Source organism: Enhygromyxa salina (genome assembly GCF_002994615.1).
In the GTDB taxonomy this organism is placed as follows: Bacteria; Myxococcota_A; Polyangia; order Nannocystales; family Nannocystaceae; genus Plesiocystis; species Plesiocystis salina_A.
In genome coordinates this window covers 32,317-58,923 of the sequence record NZ_PVNK01000149.1, presented here as the reverse complement: position 1 = coordinate 58,923, position 26,607 = coordinate 32,317, and the positions used below count along the sequence as shown (strand labels likewise).

The window sequence follows — 26,607 nt, the reverse complement described above, 5'->3', positions numbered from 1 at the left end:
CGGGAGCGGACAGTACTTCGTGAGGCGCTGGGCGTCCGAGGAGCATGCATTGAAGCCAAGGTTCAACCCCGCGCGAGGGCTCGATGGGCGCTGAGCGTCGCGCCGACGCCCAACGGCTGGCCCGCGCCCGAGTCGGCGACGAGTCGGCGCTCGGCGAGCTCTACGAGCGCCACGTCGACGGGCTGTGGTCCTTCGTGTTCTACCGCGTCGGTCGCGACGCGGTGCTGTGCGAGGACGTGGTCCAGGAGACCTTCCTGCGCGCGTTCGAGCGCGGCCACGACTTCGATCCGGCGCGCGGATCCTTCGGAGGCTGGCTGTGTGGGCAGTCGCGCAACGTGATCCGCAAGCACCTGCGGACGATCAGGCGGGCTCACGAGCTCAGCGAGACCTGGGAGCGGATCGACGCGACCCTCGTGCAGATCTTCCAGGGCCTCGACCGCGCGCCGCTCGGAGACGAGGTCCTCGCGCGCGACGAGACCCGCGATCTCGTCCACATGACGATCGCCAACCTGCCCGACGACTACCGCGAGGCGCTCGAGCGCAAGTACATCCGCGGCCAGAGCCTGCGCGAGCTCGCGGCCGCGTGGGCGTGCAGCGAAGCCGCTGCCAAGTCGCTCCTGGCCCGCGCGCGCCGGGCCTTCCGCGAGGCCTTCGCGGCCCTGGCCAGCGCCTTTGGTGAACGAGAGGTTCCAGATGTCCGAGCATGAGCGACCCGATGAGCCCGACGACGCCGTCCTCGACGCAAACATCGAGCGGCTCTTGAGCCACGCGCAGCGCCGACCCGAGGTCCCGAGCGAGGCCCGAGCGCGGATGCTCGCGGGCCTGCGTGAGGCCGTGCGCGACACGGCCGACGAACGACCGGGCGAGGCGGCCGGGCTCCGCGCGGTCCCCGAGCGCCGCCGCCCCGGCCGCGCCAAGGCCCGACGGCGCCTCGGCGCGGCCACGCTCGTCGTCGCGCTCGCGGCCGCCGTGCTGCTCGCGTGGGTCCTCGGGCTGGGCGGGCGCCTGCTCGAGCGCGACGGCGCTGCGCAGCTCGCGAGCTACGATCACCACGAGCTCGGCGCCCGCGAGGTCACCCTCGCGGACGGCAGCCGGGCGCTGCTGCGCAGCGGCACCGAGCTCGAGGAGCTCGGACCCCGGCACCTGCGCCTCGTCGCTGGCGAGGTCCTGCTCGACGTCCGCGAGGCCGCCGCGCCGCTGCTGGTCGAGACCCCGCAAGGTCGCGCGCTGGTCCTCGGAACTCGGGTGCTCCTGCGCAGCGACGCGGGCCAGACCCTCGCGGCGGTGTTTCGCGGGCAGGCGACCGTCGAGTCGTCCACGGGCGCCGCGAGCTCGCTGCTGCTGCGAGCCGGAGAGCAGGCGCTGCTGCGCAGCGAGCTCGCGCCCGAGCGCATCGCCGGCCGACGCCTGAGCTTCGAGATCGACTGGGCCCGCGAGCTGCTCGCGCCCGACGCCGAGCTCGGCCCGGTCCGCCGCGGCAACCTCGTGGCCCGCGTGCCCCGCTGGACCGGCCAGGTTCAGGCCAGCCCCGAGTGGCCGCTGCCGATGCGCGAGCTGAACGTCGACGTCCACGTCGAGGACGGCCACGTGCGCGCGACGATCGATCAGACCTTCTTCAATCACCTCGAGCGCGATCTCGAGGGCGTCTACCAGTTCCCGCTCCCGCCCGAGGCCGCGATCTCGCGGCTGGCGATGTACGTCGACGGTCAGCGCATGGAGGCCGGGGTCGTGAGCCGCGATCGCGGGCGCGACATCTACGAGCAGATCGTCCACCGCCGCCGCGATCCGGCCCTGCTCGAGTGGATGCAGGGCAACTTGTTTCAGGTCCGCATCTTTCCGCTCCCGGGCCGGACGGAGAAGCGCGTGCTGCTCTCGTACACGGCCGCGCTCGACGAGCTCTATGGCCGCGGCCAGCTCCGGGTGCCGATCCCCGAGCTCGATCTGCCCGTCGCCAGGGTCAACTATCGCGTCCGCGTGGTCGGGGGCGCGGGTCGGGAGCTGTCGTCGCAGCACCACGCCTTCGAGGTCCACGACGAGGGCCCCGATCTGATCGCCGAGTTCCGAGCCCTCGACCACCGCGTCGGGGCCGACATCGTCGCTACGCTGGCGGGCGAAGGCCCCGGGCTCGCGCCGCCGCAGGTCGAGCACCACCGCTTCGCCCACGCCGACGGGCGCCGCCACGTCGGCCTCCGCCTCCGCCCGGAGCTCGGCGCCGAGCTCGGCCAGGCCACGGCCGCGCCCGCGCGCGACTGGGTCATCCTGTTCGACAGCTCGGCCTCGCGCGGGCCCGCCGAGCTCGAGGCCCAGCGGCGGTTCTTGCTCGCGCTGCTCGATCACCTCGACGACGGCGACCGCGTGGGCGTGCTCGGGTTCGACAGCCGCGTGCAGTGGGCCAGCTCCGAGCTCGAGCTGCTCGCCGGGCTCGACCGCGAAGCGCTCGAGCTGTGGCTGAGCCGCCGGGCCAAAGTCGGGCTCGGGGCCACCGACCTCGGCGCGGCGCTCGACGCCGGGATCGAGCGCCTCACGACCGCCGCCGCCCCTGTCGGGGACGGTCGCGAGCGCGTCGCAACGGTGCTCTACCTCGGCGACGGCCTCGGCCAGGATCTTCAGCCCGGGCCCGAGCTCGCCGATCCCGGGGCCTACGTCGACGCGCTCAGCCAACAGCTCCGCGCCGCCGAGGTCGAGTTCGTCGGCGTCAGCTTTGGCCCGCGCTACGACGCGCCCGCGCTCGCGCGCCTGGCCGCGGCTGGCGACGGGCTGCACCTGCACCTCGCCGAGGGCGAGCCGATCTCGTGGCGCGCGCTCGAGCTGCTCACGACCCTCGCTACCACCCGGGTGCTCGATCTCGAGGCCACCCTCGTCGACGCGCAGGGCCGCGCGATCGCCCAGCCCCGGACCCACGCCGACGCGCGCTCGCTGGCCGAGGGCGAGACCCTCGAGGTCCTCGCCGAGCTCGGCGCCGACGACCCGGATCCGGTCGCGGTCGAGCTCCGCGGTCGCGCCGACGGCCAGGACTGGCACCAGCGCATCGAGCTCCCTCACGCCGCCGACGAGGCCGGCTGGATCCCCCGCGCCTGGGCCCGCGCCCACGTCGGCGCGCTGAGCTCGGCCAGCGTCGAACAGCACGCCGCCGAGATCACCAAGCTCGGGCTCGAGCACTTCCTGGTCACGCCCACGACCTCGCTGCTCGTGCTCGAGAGCGAGAAGATGTACCGGGACTTCGACGTCCACCGCCCGCCCGCCGACGGCTGGGCCCACTACCCGGCCCCCGACCGGATCGAGGTCGTGCGCGAGGGCGTGAGGACCGAGGCCGGTCACGGCCAGTACGTCGTCCGCGAGCCCGTGCCGATGCTCGTCGACTACTCCAACAACGGCCTGTCCGCGGGCTGGGGCAACCTCCGGACCCGCGGGCCGGGCCCGAGCTCAGCGCTGGCCAGGCCCGGAGCCTTCGGGCTCGGCGGCCTCGGGCTCAGGGGCACCGGACGCGGCGGCGGCGGCACGGGCTTCGGCTTTGGCGTCGGCGGCGAGGGTACGACTGGGCTGGGCGAGGCCGGGCGGATCGGCGAGGGCTCGCGCGCGGGCTTCGGCGCGCGCGGCCGGAGCTCGCGCCGCGCTTCGCTCACGCAAGAGGAGACGAGCCGGAGCTTCGGCGGCTTCGTGAGCCGCGAGCTCGGCCCCGTCCAGTGGTCGGGGGGCCTGAACAGGCAACAGGCGACGGCCGGCGATCTGGGTGACACGCTCGCGAGCGACGCTCGCTTCGCCTCGACGATCGTCACGGGTGCGTTCGCCCCCGGCCACGGTGGCGGCGGCTTCGTCGGCGCCCAGCCGTGGCCCCAGGCCCGGCACAACTCGTCAGACTCGGGCCTCGACGATCTCGGCGAGCTCGCGCCCGCGCTGTTCGAGGAGCCCTTCGACCTCGCCCGTGAGCAGCTGCTGCTGACCGGGCTCGACGGCACCCGCGGCTCGGTCAGCGAGGCCGCGGCCGAGCTGATCCGCGCGGCCCGAGCGGCCCAGGCCGACGCCCGCTACGAGCTGCCCGAGGGCGGGACCCTCGACATCGACGCCGAGGGTCGGTTCGCGGTCGTCAGCGAGCGCTGGGGCTTCCTCGACGAGCACGTGATCTACGACGGCGAGCAGCTCCGCGCCGACTACCCCGAGCTCGGCCTCTCGGTCGCCCGCGCCGTCGGCCCGACCTCGCCCGCGCTGCTCAGCGAGTGGGTCCCGTGGATGGTCCCGCGCGCCGATCACCTCGCGCACTTTTACGACGTCACGCGCAGCGGGCCCCGGACCCTCGAGCTCGTGGCGACCGCCGCCGCGAGCGAAGCCCAGCCCGAGCAGCCCCGCGCGCGGCTCGAGGTCGAGCTCGACAGCGAGCACCGGGTCGTCGCGCTGCGCGCACATGTCGGCCAGCGGCTCAGCTCGGTGACCGAATTTCGCTGGACCGACGAGGGCGTGACCCTGCTCGGCGGTCAGCACGAGCGGAAGCTCGCGCGGGTCGGCCCCGCGCGCGCCGTCGAGCCGCTCGCGGCGCCCCAGCTGACCAAGGTGAGCCTCCCGCTGCCGAGCCCCGCCGACCTCGAGCTCGCCCTCGACGCCCACAGCCCCGGCGACGAAGCGTGGCTGCGCCTCCAGCACCAGCGCCTGGCCGGGTTCGCGGCGCTCGCCGACCACCGCGAACAGCTCGCGGTGCTCGAGCAGATCCACGCGCACACCGGGCGCGTGGTCCCGGGCGAGCTCGTCCTCGCGGGCGCGGCCCTGCGCTTCGCCCAGACCAAGAGGGGCGCGGCGATCCTCGCCGGGGTCGAGGGCCCGATCGCGTCCTATCTCCGCGCGACCCTCGGCGCGCAGATGATCAAGTCCCAGGCGCTGGCCAAGCTCGGCCGCGACGACGCGCTGCGCCGGACCCCGGTCGGGTTCATGGCCAGCTACCGGACCTTGCTGCGCGAGGCCGAGCGCGGCCCGGAGGAGTCCACGCTGCGCAGCCTCCAGACCTTCTTGCGCGACTATCGGCACCCGACCTACGCCTACATTGCGACCCTGCAGATCGCCAACCGCTGGTGGTCGAAGTACGCGCGCAAGTCGGCGGCGTGGCTGTCGCTGGCCGAGCAGGACAACCGCTTCGAGTACGTCGCGCTCCACCAGGCCGGGCTCGCCCTGTACCAGCACGGTCGCAACGAAGAGGCCGCCGAGATCTTCGAGCGGAGCTTTCGCGCGGCCCGGGCCGACGAGACCATGCCGATCGTCGACTCGACCGTCCAGTACGCCATGACCCAGGCCCGCGGCGAGGCCGGCTGGCAGCTCGCGTGGACCCGGCTGCGCGAGCGGGTCGCCGCGTCCGGTGACCCCTTGCTCGCGATGCGCTTCTTGGCGGCGGCCCAGCAGCTCGGACAGGTCGACGAGGCCCAGCGGATCATCGGCGGCCTCGATCCCTCGACCCTGGATCCCGAGCTCGCGCTCGCGCTGTTCGACGCCCTGCTCGGTCATGGGCGGATGAGCGAGGCCGGCTCGGTGCTGCGCTCGCTCCTCGCCCGCGAGGGCCTCGACGACGCGCCCGCGCTGCTCCTGCGCGCCTCGCTGTTCGCCGAGCAGCAGGGTCGACTCGACGAGGCCGCCGCGACCCTCGAGCAGGCCATGGTCGCGGTGCTCGAGCGCGAGGGCATGGGCCTCGGCGAGCTGCGCCAGGGCTTCGCGCGGCTCTTCGATCTGCGCGCCCGGCTCGCGCGGCCGCTCGCCGCCCCCGCGGCGGACCGCGCGGCGGCCCTCGAGGCGGCTTTGAGCGTCGCCGACCGCTGGCGCCTCGAAGACCCCGACAACCCCGAGATCGATCGGCTCTGCGCCCAGCTTTTGTGGTCACTCGGGCACGACGACGAGGCCTGGCGTCATCTGTCGAGCACCCTCGATCGCCACCCGGCCGAGGGTCAGGCCCTGGCCTGGGTCGCCGACGCCCTCGAGCGTGGCGCGGACCTCGAGCGCGCAGACCGGGTCTGGGCCCGCGCGATCGCGGTCGAAGCGACCAACCCGCTCCATCGACTCCGGCGGGCCCAAAACCTGCTCGCCACGGGCCACGAGCGCGAAGCCGCGAGCCTGCTCGCCGAGATCGAGTCCGGCGAGTGGCAGCCGCGCTTCGTCCAGACGGTCGCCCAGGCCAGGCGCCTGGCCAAGACCCTCGACCGCGACTACATGCTCAACGAGTAGTCGATGCCCATCGAGGGCTTCTTGAACACGTCGAAGGTCGCCTGCTTGACCGCCGCCTCGACGCAGGAGCCGAGCGGCGTCCCGGCGTGCTCGCCCTTGGCCGCGACCGAGCTGACCGTTCCAGTCGAGCCCTCGATCGAGACCTTGACCTTGACCTTGGTGCCCGGCGGCACGCCGTGCTGACCCCCGCACTTCTTGGCCGCGCTCTTGATCTTGTTCATGCCACTGCGCAGCTGCGAGGTGCTGAGCTTGTCGGGGACCTTGGGCGCGAGCACCTCCTGCTCCTTGGGCTTGGGCGCCGCGCCCGACTGGCACTTGGGCATGTCGGGGTTGAGGAGGCAGTCGACGTCTTCCTCGCTGACCTTGCCGCCGCTGCCGGAGGGCTGAGGCTCGGGCAAGGGATCGAACTCGGGCTCGGGCTCGGGCTCGGGCTCGGGCGCGGGCGCGGCGTTGGAGTCTGGCGCGGGCTTGTTCGACGCGGAGCTCTTGCCCTGATCCCACTTGCCGACCTTGGCGACGCCGTTGCTGCCGTCGTTCTCGAGCAAGCCTTCTTTTTGGGCCATCGGGTCGGCGGCGTCGGCGTCGGCGAGCAGCCCGGCGCCTTCGGTCTCGCCGGCCAGCAGCCCTTCGGTCTCGCCCTCGGGTTCGGGCTCGGGCTCGGGCTCGGGCTCGAGCGCCGGGCCTCCCCCCTCGGCCGGCTCAGCGTCGGCGACGCTGGGCTCCTCGACCTTGCCGACCGCGGCATCACCCTGGCTGTCCTTGGCCGACACGCCGGCCTGGGCTTGGTCCTGGACGGGCTGCGCCCCCTTGTCGGTCAGGAGCACGGCCGCGCCACCGGCGAGCACGAGGCCGAGGACGACCGCGACCGCGACCAGCGGGTTGCGCTTGGGCTCCTCGGCCGTCGCCGTGGCCGGCGCGGCCTCGGACGTGCTGGCGAGCGGGACCACATCGGTGGACGAGCTCAGCGGATCAGCCGCCGCCGCCCCAAAGCCCGCTCCGAGCCCGCCCGCGAAGCTGCCGAACAGCGCGTCGTCATCTTCTTCTTTGGTCTCGCCGACGTCATCGCCGCCGGCCGTGAACAGGATCAAGCCCGAGTCCTCGGCGTTCATCTCGGACTCGGCAGACGCCGGATCGTCCTCCTTGTCCTTGATCTTCGCGGCGACGGCGAGGATGTCTTGGAGACCGGAGTTCTCCCGCTCGTCATCATTGCTCGGAAACAGGCTGGACTCTTTGCTCGGTTCGTTGGCCATGTAGTTCACTCGATGATTCGACGATTTGCGCTAAGTCGCGCTCCGCTGGTCGCCGGGACGCGCATATCGCGTACGGCAATTCTCGTGTCCCCGACCCGAGAACAGATCTGCGGTGCGGTATTGAGACCCTACTAGGCAACGCCAGCACAATCCAGACAAGTGAGTTTCGTGGACCCAGCAACACAAGGTACAGGCGGCAGGTGCGGACGTGTGGCTCATCACAGACACGAGGGTTGGCTGGGCCCAAACGCCGACGCCCCTGCAGCGCTTGCAGAGATCGCAACCCGGTGATCCGCAAGAAGGCGAGGAGCTTGCGCGTGCGCCGAGCTCGTGGCGCGCTAGTCCTGTAGGTGTACGGCGTGCGCTCCCGCTGACACGGGAGCGGAGTTTTTCGGCGGAGCTGGACAGACACGCGAGTTGCCCCTAAACACTGGGCCGCGGCGCCGGTGATCCACGACCTCAGTCACGAGTACCGGCGCCAAGCGCCCAGGGGAGGCCGGCCTGTAGCTAATCCAGCTATCCGCCGCTCCTGCTGCGAGCGCACATCGCAACACCAACGAGGAGGACCCCATGAAACGCACCGATCAAGAACGAATCGCCCGCGAGATCGGCCGCCAGCAGAAGAAAGAGAGCATCCGCGAGAAGCGTCTCACCGGCAAGATCGACGTGTCGGTCGGTGGCTACGCCAAGCAGCTCGAGGACGTGTTCATGTGGGACGACGAGACGATCTACAACGTCCAAGACGACTCGGTCCTGGAGGTCCTCATGGAGATGAAAGAGGATCTGTCCGACAAAGAGTGCGAGGCGGCGCTCAAGCGCGCGATCAAGCGGACCAAGGTCAAAGATCGCAGCACGCCCTTCGATGAGGTCATGGGACTCCTGGCCGAGGCCTGAGCCCCCGATCTCCCGAGCTCTCGAGCTCCAACAAAAGAGGCCCGCGTGAGAACGCGGGCCTCTTTTGTTTTTGCCTGGTGTTTTTGCGTGGTGTTTTGCCCGAGGCTCAGATGCTCGGCTCGACGCCCATCTCCGTCAGGAGGTGATCGGCGCCATCGACCGCGTCCATGACCCACAAGACCGAACGAATGTCGACGTGGATCGAGCGGGTGATCTCCGGCATGAACACCCAGTCCGAGGCCATGGACTCGTAGTTGCCGTCGAACACCAGCCCGATCAGCTCGCCGCGGGCGTTGAGCGTGGGCGAGCCCGAGTTGCCGCCAGTGATGTCGAGATCGGCGAGGAAGTCGATCGGCAGCTCGCCGAGCTCGGGGTCGACGTAGGGTCCAAACTCGCCGGCCTCGATCGCCGCGCGAGCGGCCTCGGGCAAGTCGAAGGGATCTTCGCCCGTGTGCTTGGCCAGCATCTCACTGACGGTCGTGAAGGGCGTGTGCTCGGTGCCGTTGGAGCTGTAGCCGCGCACCGTCCCGTAGGTGATCCGCAGGGTCGAGTTGGCGTCGGGGGCGAGGATCTCGCCCTTGCTCGCCGCAAATTCACGCAGGGCCGCGATGTAGCGCGGACGCAGGAGCGCGAGCTTGCCCGCGCGCTCAACGCCGAGCGCCTGCTGCTCCTCGATGATCGGCGCGAGCGCCAGCGCGAGCACGATGAAGGGATCCTTGCTCCGCTTCAGCTTGGCCAGCTTGGCGCTGCCGTAGAGCTCGATGACCTGCTTGGGATCCTCGAGCTTGGTCTTGGCGTAGAGGCGATCGAGGGCCTTGGTGATCGCGGCGTCGTCGATCGGGTCGGCGTTGACGAACAGCTTCAGCGCGGCGGGCTGCTGATCGGCGGGGAGCTTGGCGGCGCGGGCGAGGTGCAGCTCGAGGACCGCACGATCGATCTCGCGGGCGTAGCTGTTTTGCGCCTCCTCGAGGCCGGTTCGTGCCTCGGCGATCTTGCCTTCGTCGGGGCCCTCACCCTTCTCGCGCTCCTCGGCCGCGCTCACGATCATCTGCGCGCGGTGGAGCAACGACGACGACCGCATCAGCTCCGCGCTCGCGGCGTCGCGCTCGCGCGTGGCCTTGGACTCGGCGTCGAGCGCAGCGATCTCGGCGAGCACGGTCCCATAGGCGGCCTTGCGCTGCTCGTCGGCGTCGATCCAAGCCTGGAGCTCGGCCTCTTGCTGGCGCCGCTTGTCCGCGAGCCCACCCTTGCCGAGCCCGTCGAGCATGCCCTTGGCGTTGGTCAGCCCGTTCGACAGCCCGCGGACCCGGGGGCTGGCCTTGATCGCGAGGGTCTCATCGTCGCCGACCGCGGCCGCGAGCGCGGCGAGGTACTGCTCGTAGCGGGCGATCTTGTGCGGGTAGGACCAGGTCGTGGCGTCGTCGACCTCGGCGGCGGTCTTGAGCCGCGAGGTCCGCCCGGGGTAGCCCGCGACCATCACCAGATCGCCCTCGTCGAGATCCTCGGTCGCGACCTTCAGGTAGTGCTTGGGCTGGTAGGCGACGTTGTCCTCGGCGTGGTCGGCGGGCTTGCCGTCCTTGCCGACGTAGGCCCGGTAAAACGAGTAGTCCCCGGTGTGACGGGGCCAGCGCCAGTTGTCGATCTCGCCCCCGAACACGCCGATGCCCGCGTCAGGCGCATGGACCAGGCGGATGTCGCGAAGCTCGAGCTGCTCGATGCGGAAGAACTGCGCGCCCTCGAAGTAGGAGGCGACGCGGCAGGTCACGTCTTGCTTGGCCTCCGCGCACTCCTTCTCGATCGCCCGCCGCCGCGACTGCATCTCGTCCCAGCGCGCGCTCGGATCTTCGATGTCCTCGAGCCCGGCGAGGACCTCCTCGCTGACGTCGGTGAACGAGGTCGTGACGTACACGTGCTGGCCCGGCCCAGCCCAGCGCTCGTCGGCGCGGGTCTTGGCCAAGAAGCCGTCCTCGAGCAGGTTCTCGTCCTTGCTGCTGTTGCGCGCCAGCGCTCGGATCACGCAGTGGTGATTGGTGATCAGCAGCCCGTCGGGGCTGACGAAGGAGGCCGAGCAGCCCCCGAGGCTGACGATCGCGCCGAGCGGGAATTCGGTGGGCTGGGTCAGCGCCGCGGGGTCGTACTCGAGCCCGAGCGAGGTGAGGGTCTCGGCGTGACCCCCGGCGCCGAGCTGAGCCGGCATCCACATTCCGCCGGGGTTGGCGAAGCTGAAGGTCTCGGCGATCTCTTCGCCCTCGCTGACGGGCTTGTCCGTGCCCGGCGCGGCATCGGGCTTGCTGCAGGCCGAGCTCAGCGCCACGCAAGCGGCCAGCAACGAGAGTGAACACATGTGGAAACGCGATGGCTTGGCCATGGTGCGCAGGGGTATCAGATCTGCGGGCCACACGGGAACCAGCAAGCGCACGCGCAGCTCGCTCCGAAGATGAAACCTTCTGGGGTGGCGCCCATGCCCTGCTATCCTCGCCCTTCCGGCATCCTGCCCGTCACCATGAGCGCCCGCACCTCCATCCTGGTCGCCAACCCGACCGCCCAGACCGGCAAGGCCGAGCGCGCGATCGATCGCGCGCTCGAGGGCCTCGCCGCGGCGGGGCTGGATCCGGAGTTCTTCTCGACCCTGCCCGAGGGCAAGACCGTGGCCGCGCTCGCGGACCGCATCGAGCGTGAGGACGTCGCCCGGGTCATCTACTTCGGCGGCGACGGGACCTTCGCGGAGTCGGCCAAGGGCATCATCTTGGCCCGGGAGCGGGCGGGGATCGACGTCCCCCTGGGCATGCTCCCGATGGGCACCGCGAACGATCAGGGCCGCTCCTTCGGCATCAGCGCCGGGGCCCGGGCGCTCGAGCAGAACATCAAGACGATCGCCGACGGCGGCGAGCAGTGGATGGACGTCGGCCGGATCGAGGCCGTCGACGAGGACGGCGAGACCCTCCGCTCCGACCTGTGGTTCGACAACTGCGGGTTCGGGCTCTCGGCTCGGATCCTGGCCCAGCGCAACCGCGACCGCGAGCGCGTCGCCAAGGTCCCGGTCGTCAAGCAGTTCTACCGCGACAAGCTGGTCTACGCGGGCGCCGCCGTCAGCCAGATGGTCAAGTCGGTGGTCGGCGGGCCGACGGGCTCGCTGTTCTCGTGCGAGGTGACCGTCGACGGCGAGGTCTGCGAGTGGGTCGGGCTGACCGATCTCGTCGTCAACGGCACGATCCTCTACGGGGGTGAGTGGATCTTCGTCGAGGACTCGCGCGCCGACGACGGAAAATTCGAGGTCCTGCCCTTTCGCAGCCACGCCGACTGGGTCATGTCGGCGCTCGCCCGGCACAAGAAGAACCCGGTGACCAACGATGACCTCGAGGTCGTCGGGCTCAGCGGTCGAGAATTTCGCCGCGGACGCTCGATCGAGATCCGCCTGTTCCGGGCCAACTCGGGCCCCGAGATCCCCGCACAGATCGACGGCGAAGAATTCGTGGCCGCGCACCACTACAAGGTCGAGAACCTGTTTCACCACCTGCGCATCATCGTCCCCGAGGATACGCACTGGATATGAGACTCGCGTCGGCCGTGGTCGCCGTGCTCGCCCTGCCCACCGTGGGCCTGAGCGCGAGCGGCTGTCACCTGTTCGAGGAGGTCGAGGAGCAGCAGCCCGACGACCATGACGCCGAGGTCGACCCGGCCGACTACGCCGAAGAGGTCGACTCGAAGCTGCGCCGGTTCTCGGCCTGCCGCGACGTCGTGGCCTCGGTCATGGTCGAGAGCTGGGATCGCTACAGCGATCAGGTCGACTCCCAGGGCACGCCCAAGCGCAAGCGCGAGGGGGTGTACCTGCGCGGAATCAGCGTCAACACCTTTCGCTCGTGCCAGCGAGTGCTCGAGGCCGCCAAGACGCCGCCCAGCATGCCCGTGATCGAGTCCGGGGCCGCGCGCATCGTCGCGGCCGGCAGCCACTACGCCGAGCTGACCCGAACGCTCGCCGCGTACCTCGACAACGAGGGCTGGCGCGACGACCAGTGGGCGCGCCTGAGCGAGCTCGACCCCCAGCTGCGCGCGGCCCACGACGCCTGGCTCACGGCCGACCTCGAGCTCCAGCAAGCGATCGATGAGGCCCACATCAACAACGATGTCTTCTTGCTCGGCGTGCTCGAGAGTCGCCGGAGCGCGCTCGAGGTCGCCTCGCGCCGCCTGATGATCCGCGCGCGTCCGATGGTCCGGTGCATGAGCGATGAAGCGGCGACGGCCGAGCAGTGCCAGCCGCTCTACGACGAATTTGATCAGGCCCGGGGGCAGTTCTCGACCATCTATCAGTCCGACCCCGAGGCCGCGGGCAAGGTCTTTTGGATGTCGACCTTCGCCAACGACGTCGAAGAGTTCCACGCGATCGCGGCCGAGTTTCAGCGCAAGCTCGGCCAGCGCAAGCCCAAGCTCGGCGATCTCGTGAAGCTGACCGACGGCTACTCCTCGCTGGTCCGCGACGCCGAGACGCTCGACTTCGACTTTCCCTGAGCTTGGCCCTGAGCTTGGCCCTGAACCTGGCGCTCTACCGGGAGCTCGCCTGACTTTCATGGTCGCGGCGGGCCCCGCTCCCCAGAGCGCCCCGGTCCTCCCAGGACCCGCGGCGACCCCGTCTTGGACGGACCGACCACACCTTTGTTATTCCGACAAGGGCCGCAGCGCACAAGTCGGGCGCGTGCCGAGCGAGACACCATGAGCAATTCGATCAACGCGGTCATCCTGGGCGAGCACGGCGGCCCCGAGGTCCTCGAGCTCGCCGAGCTCCCGGCCCCGCGACCGGAGCCGGGCCAGGTCGTCGTCCAGATTCACGCGTGCGCGCTCAACCGGCTCGACATCTGGGTCCGCAAGGGGCTCCCGAACCTGCGTCTGGACTACCCCCACGTGCTCGGCAGCGACATCGCCGGGGTCGTCCGCGAGGTCGGCGAGTCGGTCGACGCCAAGCTCGTTGGCCGAGAGGTCGTGCTCAACCCCGGGCTGTCGTGCGGACGCTGTGAGCAGTGCCTGTCCGGTTGGGACAACCTGTGCCCGCGCTATCACATCCTCGGCGAGAGCTGCCGAGGCGGCTACGCCGAGCAGATCGCCGTGCCCGCGACCAACCTCGTTGACAAGCCCGCGTGTCTGTCGATGGTCGAGGCCGCGGCCTTTCCACTGACCTTCTTGACCGCGTGGCAGATGCTGGTCGTGCGCGGACGGATCGAGCCCGGCGAGACCGTGCTGATCCACGCGGCTGGCAGCGGCGTGGGCTCGGCTGGCCTCCAGATCGCCAAGCTCCACGGCGCGCGCGTGATCGCGCTGGCGAGCACCGACGCGAAGCTCGACAAAGCGCGCGAGCTCGGGGCCGACGCCTGCGTGCGCAGCAGCGACGAAGACTGGCCCAAGCAGGTCCGCGCGCTGCCCGGCGTCGGGCGCCGGGGCGTCGACCTGGTGTTCGAGCACGTCGGCGAATCCACCTGGGAGCACAGCATCAAGCTGTGCCGCAAGGGCGGGCGCGTCGTGACATGCGGCGCCTCTTCGGGCTGGGACGCGCGCACCGATCTGCGCCACGTGTTCTTTCGCCAGATCCAGATCTTGGGCTCGACCATGGGGTCGAAGGCCAGCATGTTCCGCATCGCGCAGCTGATCGGCGAGGGCGCGCTGCGCCCGATCGTCGATCGCGTGTTTCCCCTGGCCGAGGCCGCCCAGGCTCAGCGCTACCTGGATCGCCGCGAGCAATTTGGCAAGGTCGTGCTCGAGATCGCCTGAGCCCGATGCGAAACGACGACCAGCCCACGGCGCCCCCCGAAACGCCGAGCGACGAGCCGCCGGCCCGCGAGCTGTGGGCGCCGCGGATCAGCGTGGTGATCGGGCTGATCCTGGCCTGCGCCTACGCCTTCGGAGGCGCCGGAGTCGGCGACTTTTGCCTCGACGACGCCTGGATCCACCTCGCGTACGCCAAGAGCCTGAGCCTCGGCGAGGGGCTGTCCTACAACCCGGGTGACCAGGAGACGGGCTTCTCGAGCCCGCTGTGGGTCGCGGCGCTGGCCGTGTGGCCGACCGAGCCCGACCCGGTCGGCTCGGTCAAGCTGCTCGGCGCGCTGCTCCACGCCGCGACCGCCGGGCTCGCCAGCGCGATCGCCCTCGACCTGGTCCACGCCCGAGCCAGCGTCGCGCGTCCGATGCCAGCGATGTCGATCGCGCTGCTCGCCGGGATCTTGACCGCGACCTCGCCGACGCTGCTGCAGGGGGCGAGCTCGGGCATGGAGGTGCCCCTGACGACCTGCCTGCTGCTCGCCTGCCTGCGGACGAGCCTGCGCGAGCAGTGGCTGCTCGCGGGGGTGCTCGGCTTCGCCGTCGAGCTCGCGCGGCCCGAGGCGCTGGCCTGCCTCCTGGGCTTCGCCGCGCTCGCGTGGCTCGGCCAGACGCTGGCCAAGCGCGGTCTGCCCGGGCCCGAGCGCGCGCGCGCCGGTCTGAGGTCGCTCGTGGTCGCCACGCCAGCGCTCGGCGCCGGCCTCGGCCTCGGCCTCTGGGTGGTCTACTGCGAGCTCGTCAGCGGCTGGCCGTGGCCCAACACCGCCTACGTCAAGTCGACGCTCGGCCAGGCCAGCGGCCTCGGCAGCGGGCTCGACTATCTCGGGGCCCAGGTCCTGCCGTGGCAGCCGTGGTTCGTGGGCGTCGGCGGGCTCGCGCTGATCGCCGCGGCGGTCTGGACCGATCTGTCCGATCGCGGCGTGCTCGACCCGCGCGACTCCGACTCCTCGTCGCGGCCCGAGCCCCCGCGTCGGCGCTGGCAGCTCTCGGCGCTGCTCGTCGCCTACCTCGCCGGGATGCTCGGGACCGCGATCACCCGACCCCTCAACCCCGACACCTTGTTTTATGAGGCCCGCTACTTCGCGATCTTCGCCGCGATCCCGCCGATCGTGATCGCGCTCGGCGTCGCCCGGACCCACCGAGTGCTCGGCGTGGTCCTGATCCTGCCGATCGCGCTGTTGACCGGTCTCCAGATCCCCGCGGCCCACACGATCCAGCGCGCCCAGGAGCGCGGCATCGCCCTGCTCCACAGCGACCCCGCCCGGCTCGCGACCCGCGAGCTCCCGGCCGACGCCCGCGTCGCGGTCGAGGGCGCGGGCGCGATGCGCTACCGAACCCCGCGCGCGATGACGATCATCGACGTCATCGGCCTCAACGACGCCGCGATCGCCCACGCGCCCGACGACGCGGCCAAGGCCTGCGTGCTCGTCGAGCGGGCCCCGCAGTATTTCGTGCTCCCGGACCACATCGCCGCGCCCCTGAGCCGGGTGTTCGAGCTTCGCGTCCTCGCCGAGTTCGTCGATCCTGCGTCGGCCCAGGTCGCCGAGCCCCACGAGGTCCGGGTCCTCTTGCTCGAGGTCCTCGGCGTCCGCGAGCGCTGGCGAGGCTGCGTCGATCAGGGCGACGGGTTGGCGCGATCCCGCGCGCCAAACAGCCCGCGGGCCCCGAAGCTGAGGTGATCTCGCTCGTCGAGGTAGTCGTGGAGCAGCTCGCGGTCGCTGGCTGACATCTGCTCGAAGCGAACACCGAGCATCTCGAGCGGGCCGAAGCGCCGCCGGTGGACGACCTCGGTCAGCGCGCACACCTGAGCGCCGCGCTCGGGCAAGGGGACGGCCAGCCAATTGAAGCGGCGATCGAGGCCCCGCGCCTCGCCCTGCTTGCTGGCGACGCGAAGCAGCGACATGCCCTCGCGCGAGAGCTCCGCGACCATGAAGCCCTCGCCGGCGCCTGCCTCGCTGCCGGGGGCGACGAAGCTGCCGATCATGTGGCGGCTGTCTCGACGGGTCACGGTCGCGGTGGTCGGCGGCATGGCGCGGCCAAGCTAGCGGAGCCCGGATGGCCGTCCAAAAACCCGGCGAATCCTCGCGCCTTGCAGATCCCTTGACGGCCGCGAGGGGCGAGCGACACTCGAGCGTGCGCGCGCTGATCCTCGACCCCGCTGGCGAGCTCCGCGTCCGCGACGATCACCCCGAGCCGGTCCCGGCCGCGGACGAGGCGCTGATCCACGTGCGTCGAGCCGGGGTCTGCGACACCGACCTCCAGCTCGTCGACGGCTACGCGGGCTTTGAGGGCGTGCTCGGCCACGAGTTCGTGGGGCTGGTCGACGCCGCGGACCCCGAGCTCGGCGGACGCCGCGTCGTCGCAGACATCAACATCGGCTGCGGAGCCTGCCCGGCCTGTACCCACGGCGACGGCCACCACTGCCGTGCCCGCGCGACGATCGGGATCCGTGGGCGCCCGGGGGTGTTCGCCGAGCGCGTCGCCCTGCCCCGCCGCAACCTCGTGCCCGTGCCCGAGACCGTGGACGACGAGCTCGCGGTCTTCGCCGAGCCCCTCGCCGCCGCGCTCCACGTGCTCGACGAGCTCGAGCCGGGCCCCGGCGAGGTCCCGCGCGTCGACGTGCTCGGGGACGGGAAGCTGGGCTTGCTGATCGGCCTCGCGCTGCACGCCGCCGGTCAGCCGGTCCGCGCGATCGGCCACCACCGCGCCAAGCTCGACGTCGCGGCTGCGCTCGGCATCGAGACCTCGCTCGAGCGCGAGCTCGACGCCCGCGACCAGGGGGCGGCCGCGCTCGTCGTCGAGGCCACGGGCCACCCCAGCGGGCTGAGCCGCGCGCTGTGGCTGGCCCGCCCGCGCGGCGCGGTGATCCTCAAGACCACCAGCGCCGCGCCGATCCCCCTGGATCTGTCGACGGTGGTCGTCAACGAGCTACGCGTGATCGGATCGCGCTGCGGGGACATGGCGCGCGCGGTCGACCTGCTCGCACGCGGCGGCCTCGACCCACGCCCGCTCATCGCCGCGCGCTATCCCCTCGCGCGCGCGACTGAAGCGCTCGAGCACGCCTCGCGCCGAGGCGTGCTCAAGGTCCTGGTCGACCCAGGCTGCTAGGGCCTGCGAAGGCCCTCCGGCGGGTTGCGAAGAACGTGAACGATGTCGCGGTCTTGGCTCGTAACCCACCGATTTGATTGATTTTTCGGGATCCGTCTCGTCCCGTCTCGTGCACTGCTTGACCCCAGCGCGGAGCAGCTTCGCAGCACACTCACAGCACACGATCTAGAGGCACGAAGAAGCCGGCCCCGCAGATTCGCGGGGCCGGCTTCTTGCACTCGAGCAGCGGCCGAACTCAGCTTGAGGACATCCAGGCCAACACGGCGTCACGCCGGAAGCGCAGGACCCGACCGATCCTGATCGCGCCGGGGATCTCGTCGCGCCGGGCGGCCTCGTAGATCGTCTTGCGGTTAATACGCAGCAGCTCGGCGAGCTCCTCGGCCTTGAGGAACTCGGGCAACGTCGACGTTGGCTTGGTGCCGGACATGGGTTCTGCGACCTCAGTGAATGAACTCGCCCGGATCGGCGGCCGTCGTCGACCGGATGATTACGTCGAGAAGCGCGAGGAAGGTCGCCGGATCGAACCCGAGCTCCTCGAGCTCCTCGGGTGTTGGAATTCGCCGGCGCATGAGCGTCGTGATCGTCCAGATCATCATGCCCAGCGCTTGACCGGTCAGAACTTCGCTGGCGGCAGAGAAGGTCGCCTCAAACTCCTCGAGGCTCTCCTTGTCCCACCTCGCGTCGACGACGGCGGAGAAGAAGTCGCAGTAAGCGGTGAGCGCGGGGTCATCGTGATCCATGGGTCTCTCTTCGTCAGCTGAGGCAGTATAGGAGCCGGGTGGGCGCATCACTGCCACGCGCGGGTGGTACTCGTCGTTGACGGGTGTGGTCCGTCGGCCGGCGGGCACGGGACGATCGAGCTCGGGGCGGGGCCGTTGTTCGTTGGTTGTCTTGCATGTCGTCTCTCCCATGGCCTCTCAAGCGTTGACGTCGAATGTCCGCCAGCTCTCCGGGATCGGCCGCCCGCTATCGACCGCGTACTGCGCCCCCCCGTCGGACAGCCCAAGCTTCTCGATCCCCCACTGCCCGACCGTGGACCAGATCTCCGGCCCCGGATCGTTCCCCTTGTCGTAGTCGCTCTGGCGGTGGGCGAACACGTAGCGCACGCCCGCCGAGCGAAGCAGCCGCAGCAGCTTCCGGCCCGACTCGACCTGCGCGGCGGTGAGCGAGTCGCGTCCGTGGGTCTCCGGGCTCCACCAGTTCCCGTTCGCCGCGCGTAAGTTGCCCGCGAACTCGATCGCCACAGAGCGCCCGTTGAACCCCTTCGGTGCCACCAGCCGAGCGCTCATCGGGTGCAGCTGCCCGACACTGCCGTCCGGAGCGATCACGAAGTGCGCGGTCACCTTGCGGTAGCGGTCCAGATCGTTCCCGCGCTGGAACGACATCTGATGCAGGACCACCGCGTCCACGGCTCGCGTCCGCTTCGATCGCTTCGTTGCTGGCGCCACGTCCAACATGTTGACGATCTCCAGCTTCGTCTCCCGAGCGTGCGCCCACCAGGCGACCAGCCCGAACGCGACCACCGGCGAGAATCCGAGCGCCACCGCCAGCATCACGACCTCCGCGCGAGCTCGGCCAACAGACGGCGGGTCGTGGCCGAGATCGGGCCCTCGTACCGAGAGAGCTTCGCCGCGCAGGCCCGGACTTCGGCCGGGACCTGGTCAGCTCGCCGGACGATCGCCAGGTGGCCGGGCGGAACCTTCATGAGCGCGAAGTGCTTTCCCTCGCCGTAGCGCAGCACGACGAGGGGGCGCCCCTCGTGGCTGGTCACCGCCTCGACGGTGTAGTGCGTGTCGCCGCGGACCCCGAGCCCCTTGGCTACTTGCGAGCGCTTGCGGAACCGGACCACGTCGTTGCGGTCGAACCGGAGTCGCCGCTTGCCCGCCGCCTGTTCGTTGGCCCCTGTGGCCTTTTCGCCCGAGCGCTTCGGATCGGCTTTCGCTGACCTGACCCCGTCGCCGTTGACCTTGGCCGTGGTCGCGGGCTTCTTCTTGGTCGCGGTCTTCTTCTTGCTCGCGGACTTCTTCTTGCTCGCGGCCTTCTTCTTCGTCGCGGCCTTCTTCTTGCTCGCGGCCTTCTTCTTCGTCGCGGCCTTCTTCTTCGTCGCGGCCTTCTTCTTGCTCGCGGTCTTCTTCTTGCTCGCGGTCTTCTTCTTGCCAGCCTTCTTCGCGCTCATGTCCTGCTCCTTCTTGCGTTCCGCAGCCGCCCGCTTCCTCAGCCACGACTTCGCCCACTGGATCCGCTTCGGCCCCAGCTTCACCCACAGCGGCAGCACCTCGTTCTCCGGTGCCGAGCGGGGGTGCCTGGACGATGCCCTGGACGGGAACGAACAGCCCGGCAAGGACTACCTCGACTGTGCGAATTCGGCTTTGCGATTCTACGTGCAGTGTCTCGACGGGAATCCGGGTTGTGAAGACGGCTGGAATGCCAGTTGTACCAACGACTACACGGCTGCGATCGCAGCGTGCCCCGCGTTGCCCTCGAGCGTGCAATCGGCATTTGACGGCTGCGTTGGGTAATGTCGCCGGAGGCCGTCAGGAATGGTGGCGACAGCGCAATGCATGTGCGCTCGTTGCGCGTGCTAGCGTCCGCGGATGGAGCTCACCACGCTACTCACCACCCTTTTGACAACCTTCGCGATCTACTCGCCGGATCTCTGCGACGACGTCTATTTGGACCCGTCAGGAGCACCAATAACCGACGCCGTCGGCCAGACCCTCTCGCGGTACTGCGAGTGGGCTGGGCCCGACGTGCCTGTCTGGGCAGACGACATCTGCTGCACGATCCGCGACGGCGAGGCGCAGTGCACGTTGACACGCAGGGACGGCGACTGCGACGTCGGCGAACCCAAGTACTGCGAGTACGGCGAGGAGACCGCGGCCGGCGTGGTCTGCTACCAGCCGTTCCCGAGCATGTGCGACCACGGATGGTGCATCGCGCCTCCGCCCGTGCCGAAGGCCGAGCTGGCAGCCCTCGTGGCGTGTTGCACTTCAGGCGGCGCCTGCCAGCTCGTCGTTATCGGTACCACAGACCAATGCCAAGGGGAACTCCTGGCGTGTGAGCACGGCGTGTCCAACGGGGATGGCACAGTCGACTGCTTTGAGTAGCTAGCCGTCAGAGCCGACGCCGCCGAACGGCCGATAGAGGTCCGCCCGTTCGATCACCGCGGCGGCGTCGGCTGCAATCTCGCCCTCTTCCACGTCAGAGCGAACGAGGATCGCCCAATGAAGGGCATTCTCTGCGGCGGAACGCGCTTTGTTCTCGTCCACCCGGTCGAGGGCCTTGGCTTCATCGGCGAAGGTCTGCGCGACGATCAGCGTGTCTGAGCCCAAGTCGGCCCACGTGTACACCAAGCCATCTTTCCACGGGCTGGGTTCCCGAGCGATGCGTTGCGCCTCCCACAGATCGTTCGCCCGCTCGAAGTGGCCCGCTCGGATCAACACGCAGGCGGCAAGAACATCGTCGTCCACTTCGGTCGACGGCCGCGCCGAAGCCGGCAACGCGCACGGCGATCGGGTCGCGCTCGCGGGCGTCGGCGGCGTCGGTCGTGTTCCCACTGACAGCAACGCATGGCCCAGCGCGCCGAGCATCAGGCAAAACGCGGCCCCCATGGCCAGAAAAAACAAGATCCCCCCACGTGGCCTGCCTGCGGGGGGCACTTCGCTGGCGGACGGCTCCCCATCTCCAGGCGGCTCATCGATCAGCTCCTCGAGTGCGTCGACCAACGCGGCCATGCTGGGATAGCGCTCGCCGCGGTCCGCCGACAGCCCCTTGCACAAGATCGCCCGCAACTTCGCAGGCAGCTCTCCCGCACTCCTCGGAGAGAAGGGCTCGTCATCGGTGATCGACTCGAGCAGGTCCAGGATGGTCCCGCCAAGATAGGGTAGCGCGCCCGCAACCGTCTCCCACAGCGCCACGCAGAACGACCATTGGTCCGCCAGCACGTCGCCAGGCTCCCCGCGGAGAACCTCTGGCGCCATGTAGGGCAGCGTTCCCATCCGATGCTCCAACCCCGCGTGAGTGTCGTCGGGCTCATAGCTGCGCATCACCTGCGCGAGCCCGAAGTCGACCACGCGCGGGCGGCCGGTTGGATCCGTGAGGAAATTTCCCGGCTTGAAGTCTCCGTGGACGACGCCCGCCTCGTGCGCGGCGGCGAGACCGCGGCCGACTTGGCGGTAGACGTTGACGGCGTCACGCCAGTGCGGCCGCTTGAAGATCAGGTGGTTTCCGGTGTTCTCGAACTTCCCGTTCGCGCCCTTGATCAACTCCATCACGAAGAACACGTCGTCGCCGAGGTTGCCGGTCTCGTGAACGGTGATGATGTTGGGATGCGAGAGCTTCGCCATGACCTTGGCCTCGCGTGTGATGGCCTCGGCCGCCTTGGGTCCGCGGGTCAGGCACAGCTTGAGCGCGACGTGGCGATCGAGCTCGGGATCGATGACCTCGAACACGGCCCCGTACCCACCGTGGCCGATCAGCTTCCAGCCGTCGAATCGGCCGATCTTGGCCAGCGGGTTGTCGGGATGCGCCTGATGAGCCGTCCGCGCGTCGAGCATGTCCATCCACATCTTCCGCCAGTGGGGCGGAAGCCGACGGGGCCGGCCCGGCGAGTCCGGGGGTTGTTCGTCATCCGACAACCTCACCAATGTACACCAGTCAGACCGGGCAGATGTGCGGTGACCAGTGCCGCAGGATCGTGGACGCGAAGTCCTTGCGGTGTCCGTTTGGACAGGTCGCCAGCTGCCGCTGCTGCGGTATCGTGTACATCATGAAGCTCGACGAGTTGATCCACGCCGCGCGAGCCGGCGACCCAAGAGCATACACGGAGCTCGGGATCTGGTTGAATCGCGTGCTTCGGTCGTTCTTCTCGAACAACTTCAGCGACACCGAGATCGACGACCTGGTTCAGCAAACTTGCGAAGACACGCTAAGGAAGCTCGACACCTTCGAGTCGAGCGGTGCAGCCGAATTCCGCAAGTGGGTACTCAAGGCCGCGAGCTTCGAAGCCAAGACGAAGACACGCGAACGGCATCGCGAGTGGGCGCGCAAACAGACGCTGTATGCTCGAACTGTGACGCCCGAGCTGAGCCCCGCGTCGAGCATCTACGATCGGGAGTGGCATGAAGCGTTCGCCCGGTGCCTCGCGCAGCTACCGGAGCACGAGCGACAGGCGGTCCAGCACTGGCTCGACGGCGCCGACGACGCGGAGCTGGCCGAGCGCGAAGGGATCTCGGTCAAGACGGTCTGGACCCGGCGCCACCGAGGGCGGCACCGGTTGGGCGAGCTGCTGAAGCTCGCCCTGCGGACGCCGATCTTGCGGTCGTCGCCGTCATCGACGCCCAGGAATTGATCACGCGCTCGCGCGGTGCTGGGCGATGTCGCGCGCCCATGGTCGTTCTCCTCAACAGGCCGCCGAAGTCGCGGCCCTCGCCGAGCGCGTGGCCGCGACGTGGGCCGATGAGGCTGGGCCACGATTCGTCCGGCTTGGCCGCTACCAGCTCGATCGGGAGATCGGTCGCGGGACCTTCGGCGTCGTCTTCGCTGGCTTCGACTGCGCGCTCGAGCGCGAGGTCGCGGTCAAAGTGTTTCATGTCGGCGCTCCCGGGCGCGCGCTCGCGGTCGAACGCGAAGCACGGGCTCTCGCCCGCGTCGCCCACCCCAACGTGGTCGCCCTTCACGATCTTGGACGCGTCGGCGAGCACGCCTACCTGGTGATGGACTTTGTCGAGGGGTGGTCGCTGGCCGAGCGGATGCGGATGCCGATCGGCTGGCGCGCGATAACGCTGCTGTTCGTCCAGGCCGGCCGGGGCCTCGCGGCCGCGCACCGAGCCGGGCTCGAGCACGGCGACGTCAAGCCAGGAAACATCCTCGTTGGACCGGACGGGCGCGTGCAAGTCGTCGACTTCGGTCTCGCGCGTCTCCTGCACGAGACCGCCCGCCCAGAGCCATCGAAGCGCGGGGGAACCCGCTGTTACGCGGCGCCCGAGTGGCTGTTCGAAGGCCAGAGCGACGCTCGCTCGGATCAGTTCTCGTTCTGCGTCTCGCTGTGGGAGGCGTTGTTCGGGCAGCGGCCGTGGGCGAGGGAGGGGGTCGAGTACGAGGCGATGCTCGTCGAGGTCGTCGAGCCGGCCAAGCGACGCTCCCTGGCTGGCGTGCCCGCGCAGCTCGAGTGCGTACTTCGGCGAGGACTCGCGGCCCGGCCTGGGGATCGATTTGCGACGATGGATGAAGTCGCCGACGCGCTCACGCTCGCGGTGATCGGCTCGGAGCAACGGCGCTCTCGACGTCAGGCTCGGATCGGAGTTGGGGCGGCGGCGGCGATCTCGATGTTGGTCGCCGCGAAGCTGCTCATGCCGGCGGCGGCGCCCGCGAAGGCCAGGCCCAAGCTCCCCGGGAAGATCGTCGATGTTGTCGGGAAGTTCGCCCCGGCTCGCGCGGTGGTGGGCGATGTCGGCGATCCCCCAGCTCGAGAGCGCCCTGCAAGAAGCCGAGAAACTCGCGCTCGTGACGGTGCTGCGCTCCCACCCCGAGTGGACCCTGGGTAACGTGCTCGGGTACCTCGACCAAGGCGGGGCCCGAGCGTCGGCGCTCCGCGGGCTGACGCTGCGCGAGCTGCTGTCCGAGCCCGACGCTGGCTGCCTGTCCATCCCCGACGACGACGGCCCGGTGATCGACGTCGCCCGACTCGAGCGAGCCAAGCGCGTGCGGGCCGATGCGTTCGACCAGCTGGTCGAGGAGGTTCTCGTTGAAGCTGGGCGGGCAGTTGGGGCCGGCTACCTCCGGGCTCGCGTGGGTGGTCCCCGCTGGAAACTCCAAGGGGCGCTGCGCCGCTTGGTCGCGGCCAACGTGGTCGTGCGGACCGGGTCGACGAGCGCGACGCTCTACCAGCACGTGGGGCGACGGTGAGCATGCAGTTCGGGACGCTGTTCGGGCACCACGTGCGACGACTTCGCAAGGCACGTGGGCTCACACAAGAGCGTCTCGCTGAGCTTTCGGGGCTCGCGGTCGACACGATCCGACGGCTCGAGCGGGACGAATTCTCGCCCTCGCTCAACACCATGCGGAAGTTGGCCGGAGGTCTCGACCTGCCCATGAGCACGCTGTTCGAGGCGTTGGACGTCGGGGAGCCCGTGGACCCGGAGATCCAAGAGCTGGTGACCGTGCTGCGCGGGAGGCCCGATCTGCCGGTGAGCGCGCTAACCGCGTTTGTGCGCGAGCTGATCGCGGCGTTCCCGGACGAAAAAAATTGAGAAGCCCGGGATCAATCCCGGCGCTCCCGACGACTCTACAAGTACAGGGCGCGCTGTCGCCCGAGCGCCCTGTCCTGGCTGATTGGGTCACGGTCCGCCGAGCGGTACCGTGGGCCCGTGACCTCGCTCGAGGGCTACCACCTCCTGACTGAGAACCTGCGTCGGTTGACCGAGGCCAAGAAGGTCCCGCTCACGGTTCTCGCCGACCGCGCCGGGATCGACCGGCGTGAGCTGTTCGCCGCGATGGCCGGCGAATACGATCCCGATCTCGACTGGCTCAACAAACTCGCCGACGTGCTCGAGGTCGATGTCGGCGAGTTGCTGGTGGAGCCGCGGGGCAAGCCGAAGCCGTCTTAGTCGTCGCCGACCGCGACCTGGACTCGCATGGCGCCGACCAACGCGAAGGCCAGGTTCTGGTCCCGGGCAGGGAGTTCGCGGATCAGCGCGGCGAGTTCGTCGGGGCGGTCGAAGTCGTCGCGGATCAGGCCGAGCACCGGGAGGCCCAGGGCCCGGCCGATCTTGACCATGGTGTCGAGGGTGGGGCTGATCCGGCCGAGCTCGATGCGAGAGATCGTGTCGGCGGAGAGCCCCGCGAGCTTGGCGATCCGCTCCTGCGAGAGTTGCTGGCCCTCCCGCAGTTCGCGCAGGCGCTTGCCGAAGTCGCTGGTGTTCATGAGTCGGGCCTCGAATTTGAAGCCGTGCGGGGGGCGGAGCGGGGGCGTTGGTCGGACATGAGCGTACACGCGGGTGCGGAGCGGGTAGGAGTCCACCCCGCTACTCACCGAGCCCCGACTTTCGCCCGGCAGGTCGCGCGGCAGCCTAGGCGGGCTGCCGCGGACGAAGTTGATTTGATGCCTAGCCCCTCCTACAGGGCTGTTTTGGACGGTAGCCGACGACTACCCCACGTGCAAGTCGGGGTGTGCAGACGCGGGCCGCCGTCGGCGGGCGTCGGTGCTCCCCGCGGACCTCATGTTGTGCGACTCAGACCTCCTTTCTTGGGTGAGGGATCAAAAGCTCAGCAGGCTGCCGGGGCATCATGCGACCGACAGGCTTGACTCACGAGCCCTCGAGCGTACGCACGAGGATGTGCGCACATGGTCGCCAGGCCACCGCGCGCAGCACAGAAGGCCCGACATCATCTGCCATCATCGCGGCCACCTTCGCCTGCCCTCACGGACCCAAGTGGCGAGCGTCGTCCGCGGTACTTTGACCACCTTCGACGCCTTCCGGATCGACCCAGAGTCTGCGACGATCTGTCGGAGCAAGTCGGCGGTCATGCGTTCCCAGTTATCAAGCCGGACCGTGTAGCTGTCGCTAACTGCCGAGAGCTCGGGCGGGTTGTCGAAGGCGAGCCGACCACGCTCGACGGCTTCAGCGAGGTCGAGGTAGGCCGCGCTCGTGGGCGTGTCATCGCCCGGCGCGACCGGCCAGCGTGAGCGCGCCGCGTCGACTGACCCCCGCGACACAAACCACCGGACCCACTTCCCCAAGCTAGGCCGCCTCACTGCGAGCACTGTTGCCGCGTGCTCGACCGAACCAGCATCGCCGACCAACTGGCCGAGCAGATCGGCGACCATGCGCAGCCATGGACCGCGCTCGATTGTGTAGCGCTGGCGTAGCCGGGCCGGGTCGAGAGCACCGTCGCCCGCGATCGCCGGGCGCGTCCCAACCTCGGCGAGATCGAGGTAGTCATCGCCTCGGAACGCCCGCGCGCTGGGCCCGAGCGCGATCCGTCCCATGGGGTCGGCCCGCCTAGCTGCCAACCACTCCACACTCGCTTTGGTCCCGATCATCGGGCTCTGGCCCCACGCGCTGAGCAATTCCGTCGGGACGCCCAGATCGATCAGCGCCTCTCGAGCTGAGCCCGCATCGGTGGCGAGCAGATCGAGCAAGTCGGAGAGCATCGCCTCCCAGGTTCCGATCCCGATCGTGTAGCAGGCGCGCAGGCCATCGGGCTCGAGCTTCCCGTTACCCGCGACGGCACCACGCTCGACGGCTTCGGCGAGGTCGAGATAGGTCTCCTGGGGCGTCAGCCCGTGCCTGGGCCTAGCCATCGGCAAATGTCTCCGAACTTGCGCGACAAGTGGTCCCGCTGCGTCGGTCGTCAT

The 26,607-nt window shown here is 69.9% G+C and carries 25 protein-coding genes; 15 read left to right on the top strand and 10 right to left on the bottom strand.

Translation table 11 applies throughout. The features are described from left to right. Nucleotides 1-83: 83 nt before the first annotated feature. Nucleotides 84-707, top strand: coding sequence for an RNA polymerase sigma factor (locus ENSA5_RS16150; RefSeq protein WP_106392554.1), 624 nt, complete (start codon nt 84-86; stop codon nt 705-707). Further along, a complete protein-coding gene (locus ENSA5_RS16145) occupies nt 694-6,195 on the top strand; it encodes a VIT domain-containing protein (protein WP_146155756.1) in 5,502 nt (1,833 codons plus the stop codon). The genes ENSA5_RS16150 and ENSA5_RS16145 overlap by 14 nt, the downstream gene beginning before the upstream one ends. Here the strand turns inward: ENSA5_RS16145 and ENSA5_RS37735 are convergent. After that, the gene (locus ENSA5_RS37735; RefSeq protein ID WP_181197812.1) at nt 6,177-7,445 is read right to left on the bottom strand and encodes a hypothetical protein; all 1,269 of its coding nucleotides are present in this window, start codon (nt 7,443-7,445) and stop codon (nt 6,177-6,179) included. The genes ENSA5_RS16145 and ENSA5_RS37735 overlap by 19 nt on opposite strands. A gap of 570 nt (nt 7,446-8,015) precedes the next feature. On the opposite strand from ENSA5_RS37735, the gene ENSA5_RS16135 reads away from it, so the two are divergent. Continuing rightward, nucleotides 8,016-8,339: an LB_289 family protein gene (locus ENSA5_RS16135; protein ID WP_106392552.1), complete on the top strand. Its 324-nt coding sequence runs from the start codon at nt 8,016-8,018 to the stop codon at nt 8,337-8,339. Between the two features lie 106 nt (nt 8,340-8,445). Here the strand turns inward: ENSA5_RS16135 and ENSA5_RS16130 are convergent, their stop codons facing one another. Then, nucleotides 8,446-10,707, bottom strand: coding sequence for a S46 family peptidase (locus ENSA5_RS16130; RefSeq protein WP_106392551.1), 2,262 nt, complete (start codon nt 10,705-10,707; stop codon nt 8,446-8,448). Nucleotides 10,708-10,842: 135 nt separating this feature from the next. On the opposite strand from ENSA5_RS16130, the gene ENSA5_RS16125 reads away from it, so the two are divergent. The 4 genes from ENSA5_RS16125 to ENSA5_RS16110 all read left to right on the top strand — a co-directional run bounded on the left by ENSA5_RS16125 (nt 10,843) and on the right by ENSA5_RS16110 (nt 15,820). Continuing rightward, the gene (locus ENSA5_RS16125) at nt 10,843-11,892 is read left to right on the top strand and encodes a diacylglycerol/lipid kinase family protein (RefSeq protein ID WP_181197811.1); all 1,050 of its coding nucleotides are present in this window, start codon (nt 10,843-10,845) and stop codon (nt 11,890-11,892) included. Continuing rightward, nucleotides 11,889-12,845 carry a DUF3829 domain-containing protein gene (locus ENSA5_RS16120; protein ID WP_106392549.1) on the top strand — a complete coding sequence of 319 codons (957 nt, stop codon included), beginning with the start codon at nt 11,889-11,891 and terminating at the stop codon, nt 12,843-12,845. The genes ENSA5_RS16125 and ENSA5_RS16120 overlap by 4 nt, the downstream gene beginning before the upstream one ends. 213 nt (nt 12,846-13,058) lie before the next feature. Further along, nucleotides 13,059-14,096: a zinc-binding dehydrogenase gene (locus tag ENSA5_RS16115; protein ID WP_106392582.1), complete on the top strand. Its 1,038-nt coding sequence runs from the start codon at nt 13,059-13,061 to the stop codon at nt 14,094-14,096. Nucleotides 14,097-14,101: 5 nt separating this feature from the next. Continuing rightward, entirely contained in the window at nt 14,102-15,820 is a 1,719-nt protein-coding gene (locus ENSA5_RS16110; protein WP_106392548.1) for a DUF8728 domain-containing protein, read from the top strand. On the opposite strand, the gene ENSA5_RS16105 is transcribed toward ENSA5_RS16110, so the two are convergent. After that, a complete protein-coding gene (locus ENSA5_RS16105) occupies nt 15,757-16,170 on the bottom strand; it encodes a hypothetical protein (protein ID WP_106392547.1) in 414 nt (137 codons plus the stop codon). The genes ENSA5_RS16110 and ENSA5_RS16105 overlap by 64 nt on opposite strands. Nucleotides 16,171-16,274: 104 nt before the next feature. Here ENSA5_RS16105 and ENSA5_RS16100 point away from each other — a divergent pair, with 104 nt between their 5' ends. Then, nucleotides 16,275-17,249, top strand: coding sequence for an alcohol dehydrogenase catalytic domain-containing protein (locus ENSA5_RS16100; protein WP_106392546.1), 975 nt, complete (start codon nt 16,275-16,277; stop codon nt 17,247-17,249). A 235-nt stretch (nt 17,250-17,484) separates the two neighbouring features. Here ENSA5_RS16100 and ENSA5_RS16095 read toward each other — a convergent pair whose 3' ends face one another. The 4 genes from ENSA5_RS16095 to ENSA5_RS37730 form a co-directional block, all read right to left on the bottom strand. Continuing rightward, nucleotides 17,485-17,676, bottom strand: a complete 192-nt coding sequence (locus ENSA5_RS16095) for a helix-turn-helix domain-containing protein (RefSeq protein ID WP_106392545.1) — start codon at nt 17,674-17,676, stop codon at nt 17,485-17,487. Between the two features lie 13 nt (nt 17,677-17,689). Next, nucleotides 17,690-17,989 (bottom strand): hypothetical protein, encoded by a 300-nt coding sequence (locus ENSA5_RS16090; RefSeq protein WP_106392544.1) that lies wholly within the window; start codon nt 17,987-17,989, stop codon nt 17,690-17,692. Nucleotides 17,990-18,166: 177 nt separating this feature from the next. Then, a complete protein-coding gene (locus ENSA5_RS16085) occupies nt 18,167-18,802 on the bottom strand; it encodes a peptidoglycan recognition protein family protein (protein WP_106392543.1) in 636 nt (211 codons plus the stop codon). Next, nucleotides 18,802-19,425, bottom strand: coding sequence for a hypothetical protein (locus ENSA5_RS37730; protein ID WP_181197810.1), 624 nt, complete (start codon nt 19,423-19,425; stop codon nt 18,802-18,804). Before ENSA5_RS37730 ends, ENSA5_RS16085 begins: the two co-directional genes overlap by 1 nt. Between ENSA5_RS37730 and ENSA5_RS36030 the strand changes: the two genes are divergently transcribed. After that, nucleotides 19,424-19,768 carry a hypothetical protein gene (locus ENSA5_RS36030; protein ID WP_146155755.1) on the top strand — a complete coding sequence of 115 codons (345 nt, stop codon included), beginning with the start codon at nt 19,424-19,426 and terminating at the stop codon, nt 19,766-19,768. The two genes, ENSA5_RS37730 and ENSA5_RS36030, sit on opposite strands and share 2 nt — an antisense overlap. A gap of 75 nt (nt 19,769-19,843) precedes the next feature. Then, entirely contained in the window at nt 19,844-20,356 is a 513-nt protein-coding gene (locus ENSA5_RS16075; RefSeq protein WP_106392542.1) for a hypothetical protein, read from the top strand. Here ENSA5_RS16075 and ENSA5_RS16070 read toward each other — a convergent pair whose 3' ends face one another. Then, on the bottom strand, nt 20,357-21,811 hold the full coding sequence (locus ENSA5_RS16070; protein WP_181197809.1) for a serine/threonine protein kinase: 1,455 nt from the start codon (nt 21,809-21,811) through the stop codon (nt 20,357-20,359). A gap of 206 nt (nt 21,812-22,017) precedes the next feature. Between ENSA5_RS16070 and ENSA5_RS16065 the strand changes: the two genes are divergently transcribed. From ENSA5_RS16065 to ENSA5_RS16045, 5 genes are all read left to right on the top strand, one after another. Beyond that, the gene (locus ENSA5_RS16065) at nt 22,018-22,599 is read left to right on the top strand and encodes an RNA polymerase sigma factor (RefSeq protein WP_181197808.1); all 582 of its coding nucleotides are present in this window, start codon (nt 22,018-22,020) and stop codon (nt 22,597-22,599) included. Nucleotides 22,600-22,624: 25 nt separating this feature from the next. After that, nucleotides 22,625-23,794, top strand: coding sequence for a serine/threonine-protein kinase (locus ENSA5_RS16060; RefSeq protein WP_106392539.1), 1,170 nt, complete (start codon nt 22,625-22,627; stop codon nt 23,792-23,794). Beyond that, complete coding sequence (locus tag ENSA5_RS16055; protein WP_106392538.1) at nt 23,754-24,155, top strand: peptide deformylase; 402 nt, start codon at nt 23,754-23,756, stop codon at nt 24,153-24,155. Before ENSA5_RS16060 ends, ENSA5_RS16055 begins: the two co-directional genes overlap by 41 nt. A 2-nt stretch (nt 24,156-24,157) precedes the next feature. Further along, nucleotides 24,158-24,499, top strand: coding sequence for a helix-turn-helix domain-containing protein (locus ENSA5_RS16050; protein ID WP_106392537.1), 342 nt, complete (start codon nt 24,158-24,160; stop codon nt 24,497-24,499). A gap of 117 nt (nt 24,500-24,616) precedes the next feature. Next, nucleotides 24,617-24,856 carry a helix-turn-helix domain-containing protein gene (locus tag ENSA5_RS16045; RefSeq protein WP_106392536.1) on the top strand — a complete coding sequence of 80 codons (240 nt, stop codon included), beginning with the start codon at nt 24,617-24,619 and terminating at the stop codon, nt 24,854-24,856. Here the strand turns inward: ENSA5_RS16045 and ENSA5_RS16040 are convergent. Beyond that, the gene (locus tag ENSA5_RS16040; RefSeq protein WP_106392535.1) at nt 24,853-25,173 is read right to left on the bottom strand and encodes a helix-turn-helix domain-containing protein; all 321 of its coding nucleotides are present in this window, start codon (nt 25,171-25,173) and stop codon (nt 24,853-24,855) included. The genes ENSA5_RS16045 and ENSA5_RS16040 overlap by 4 nt on opposite strands. A 471-nt stretch (nt 25,174-25,644) precedes the next feature. Beyond that, entirely contained in the window at nt 25,645-26,553 is a 909-nt protein-coding gene (locus ENSA5_RS37725) for a hypothetical protein (protein ID WP_181197807.1), read from the bottom strand. Nucleotides 26,554-26,607 lie beyond the last annotated feature (54 nt).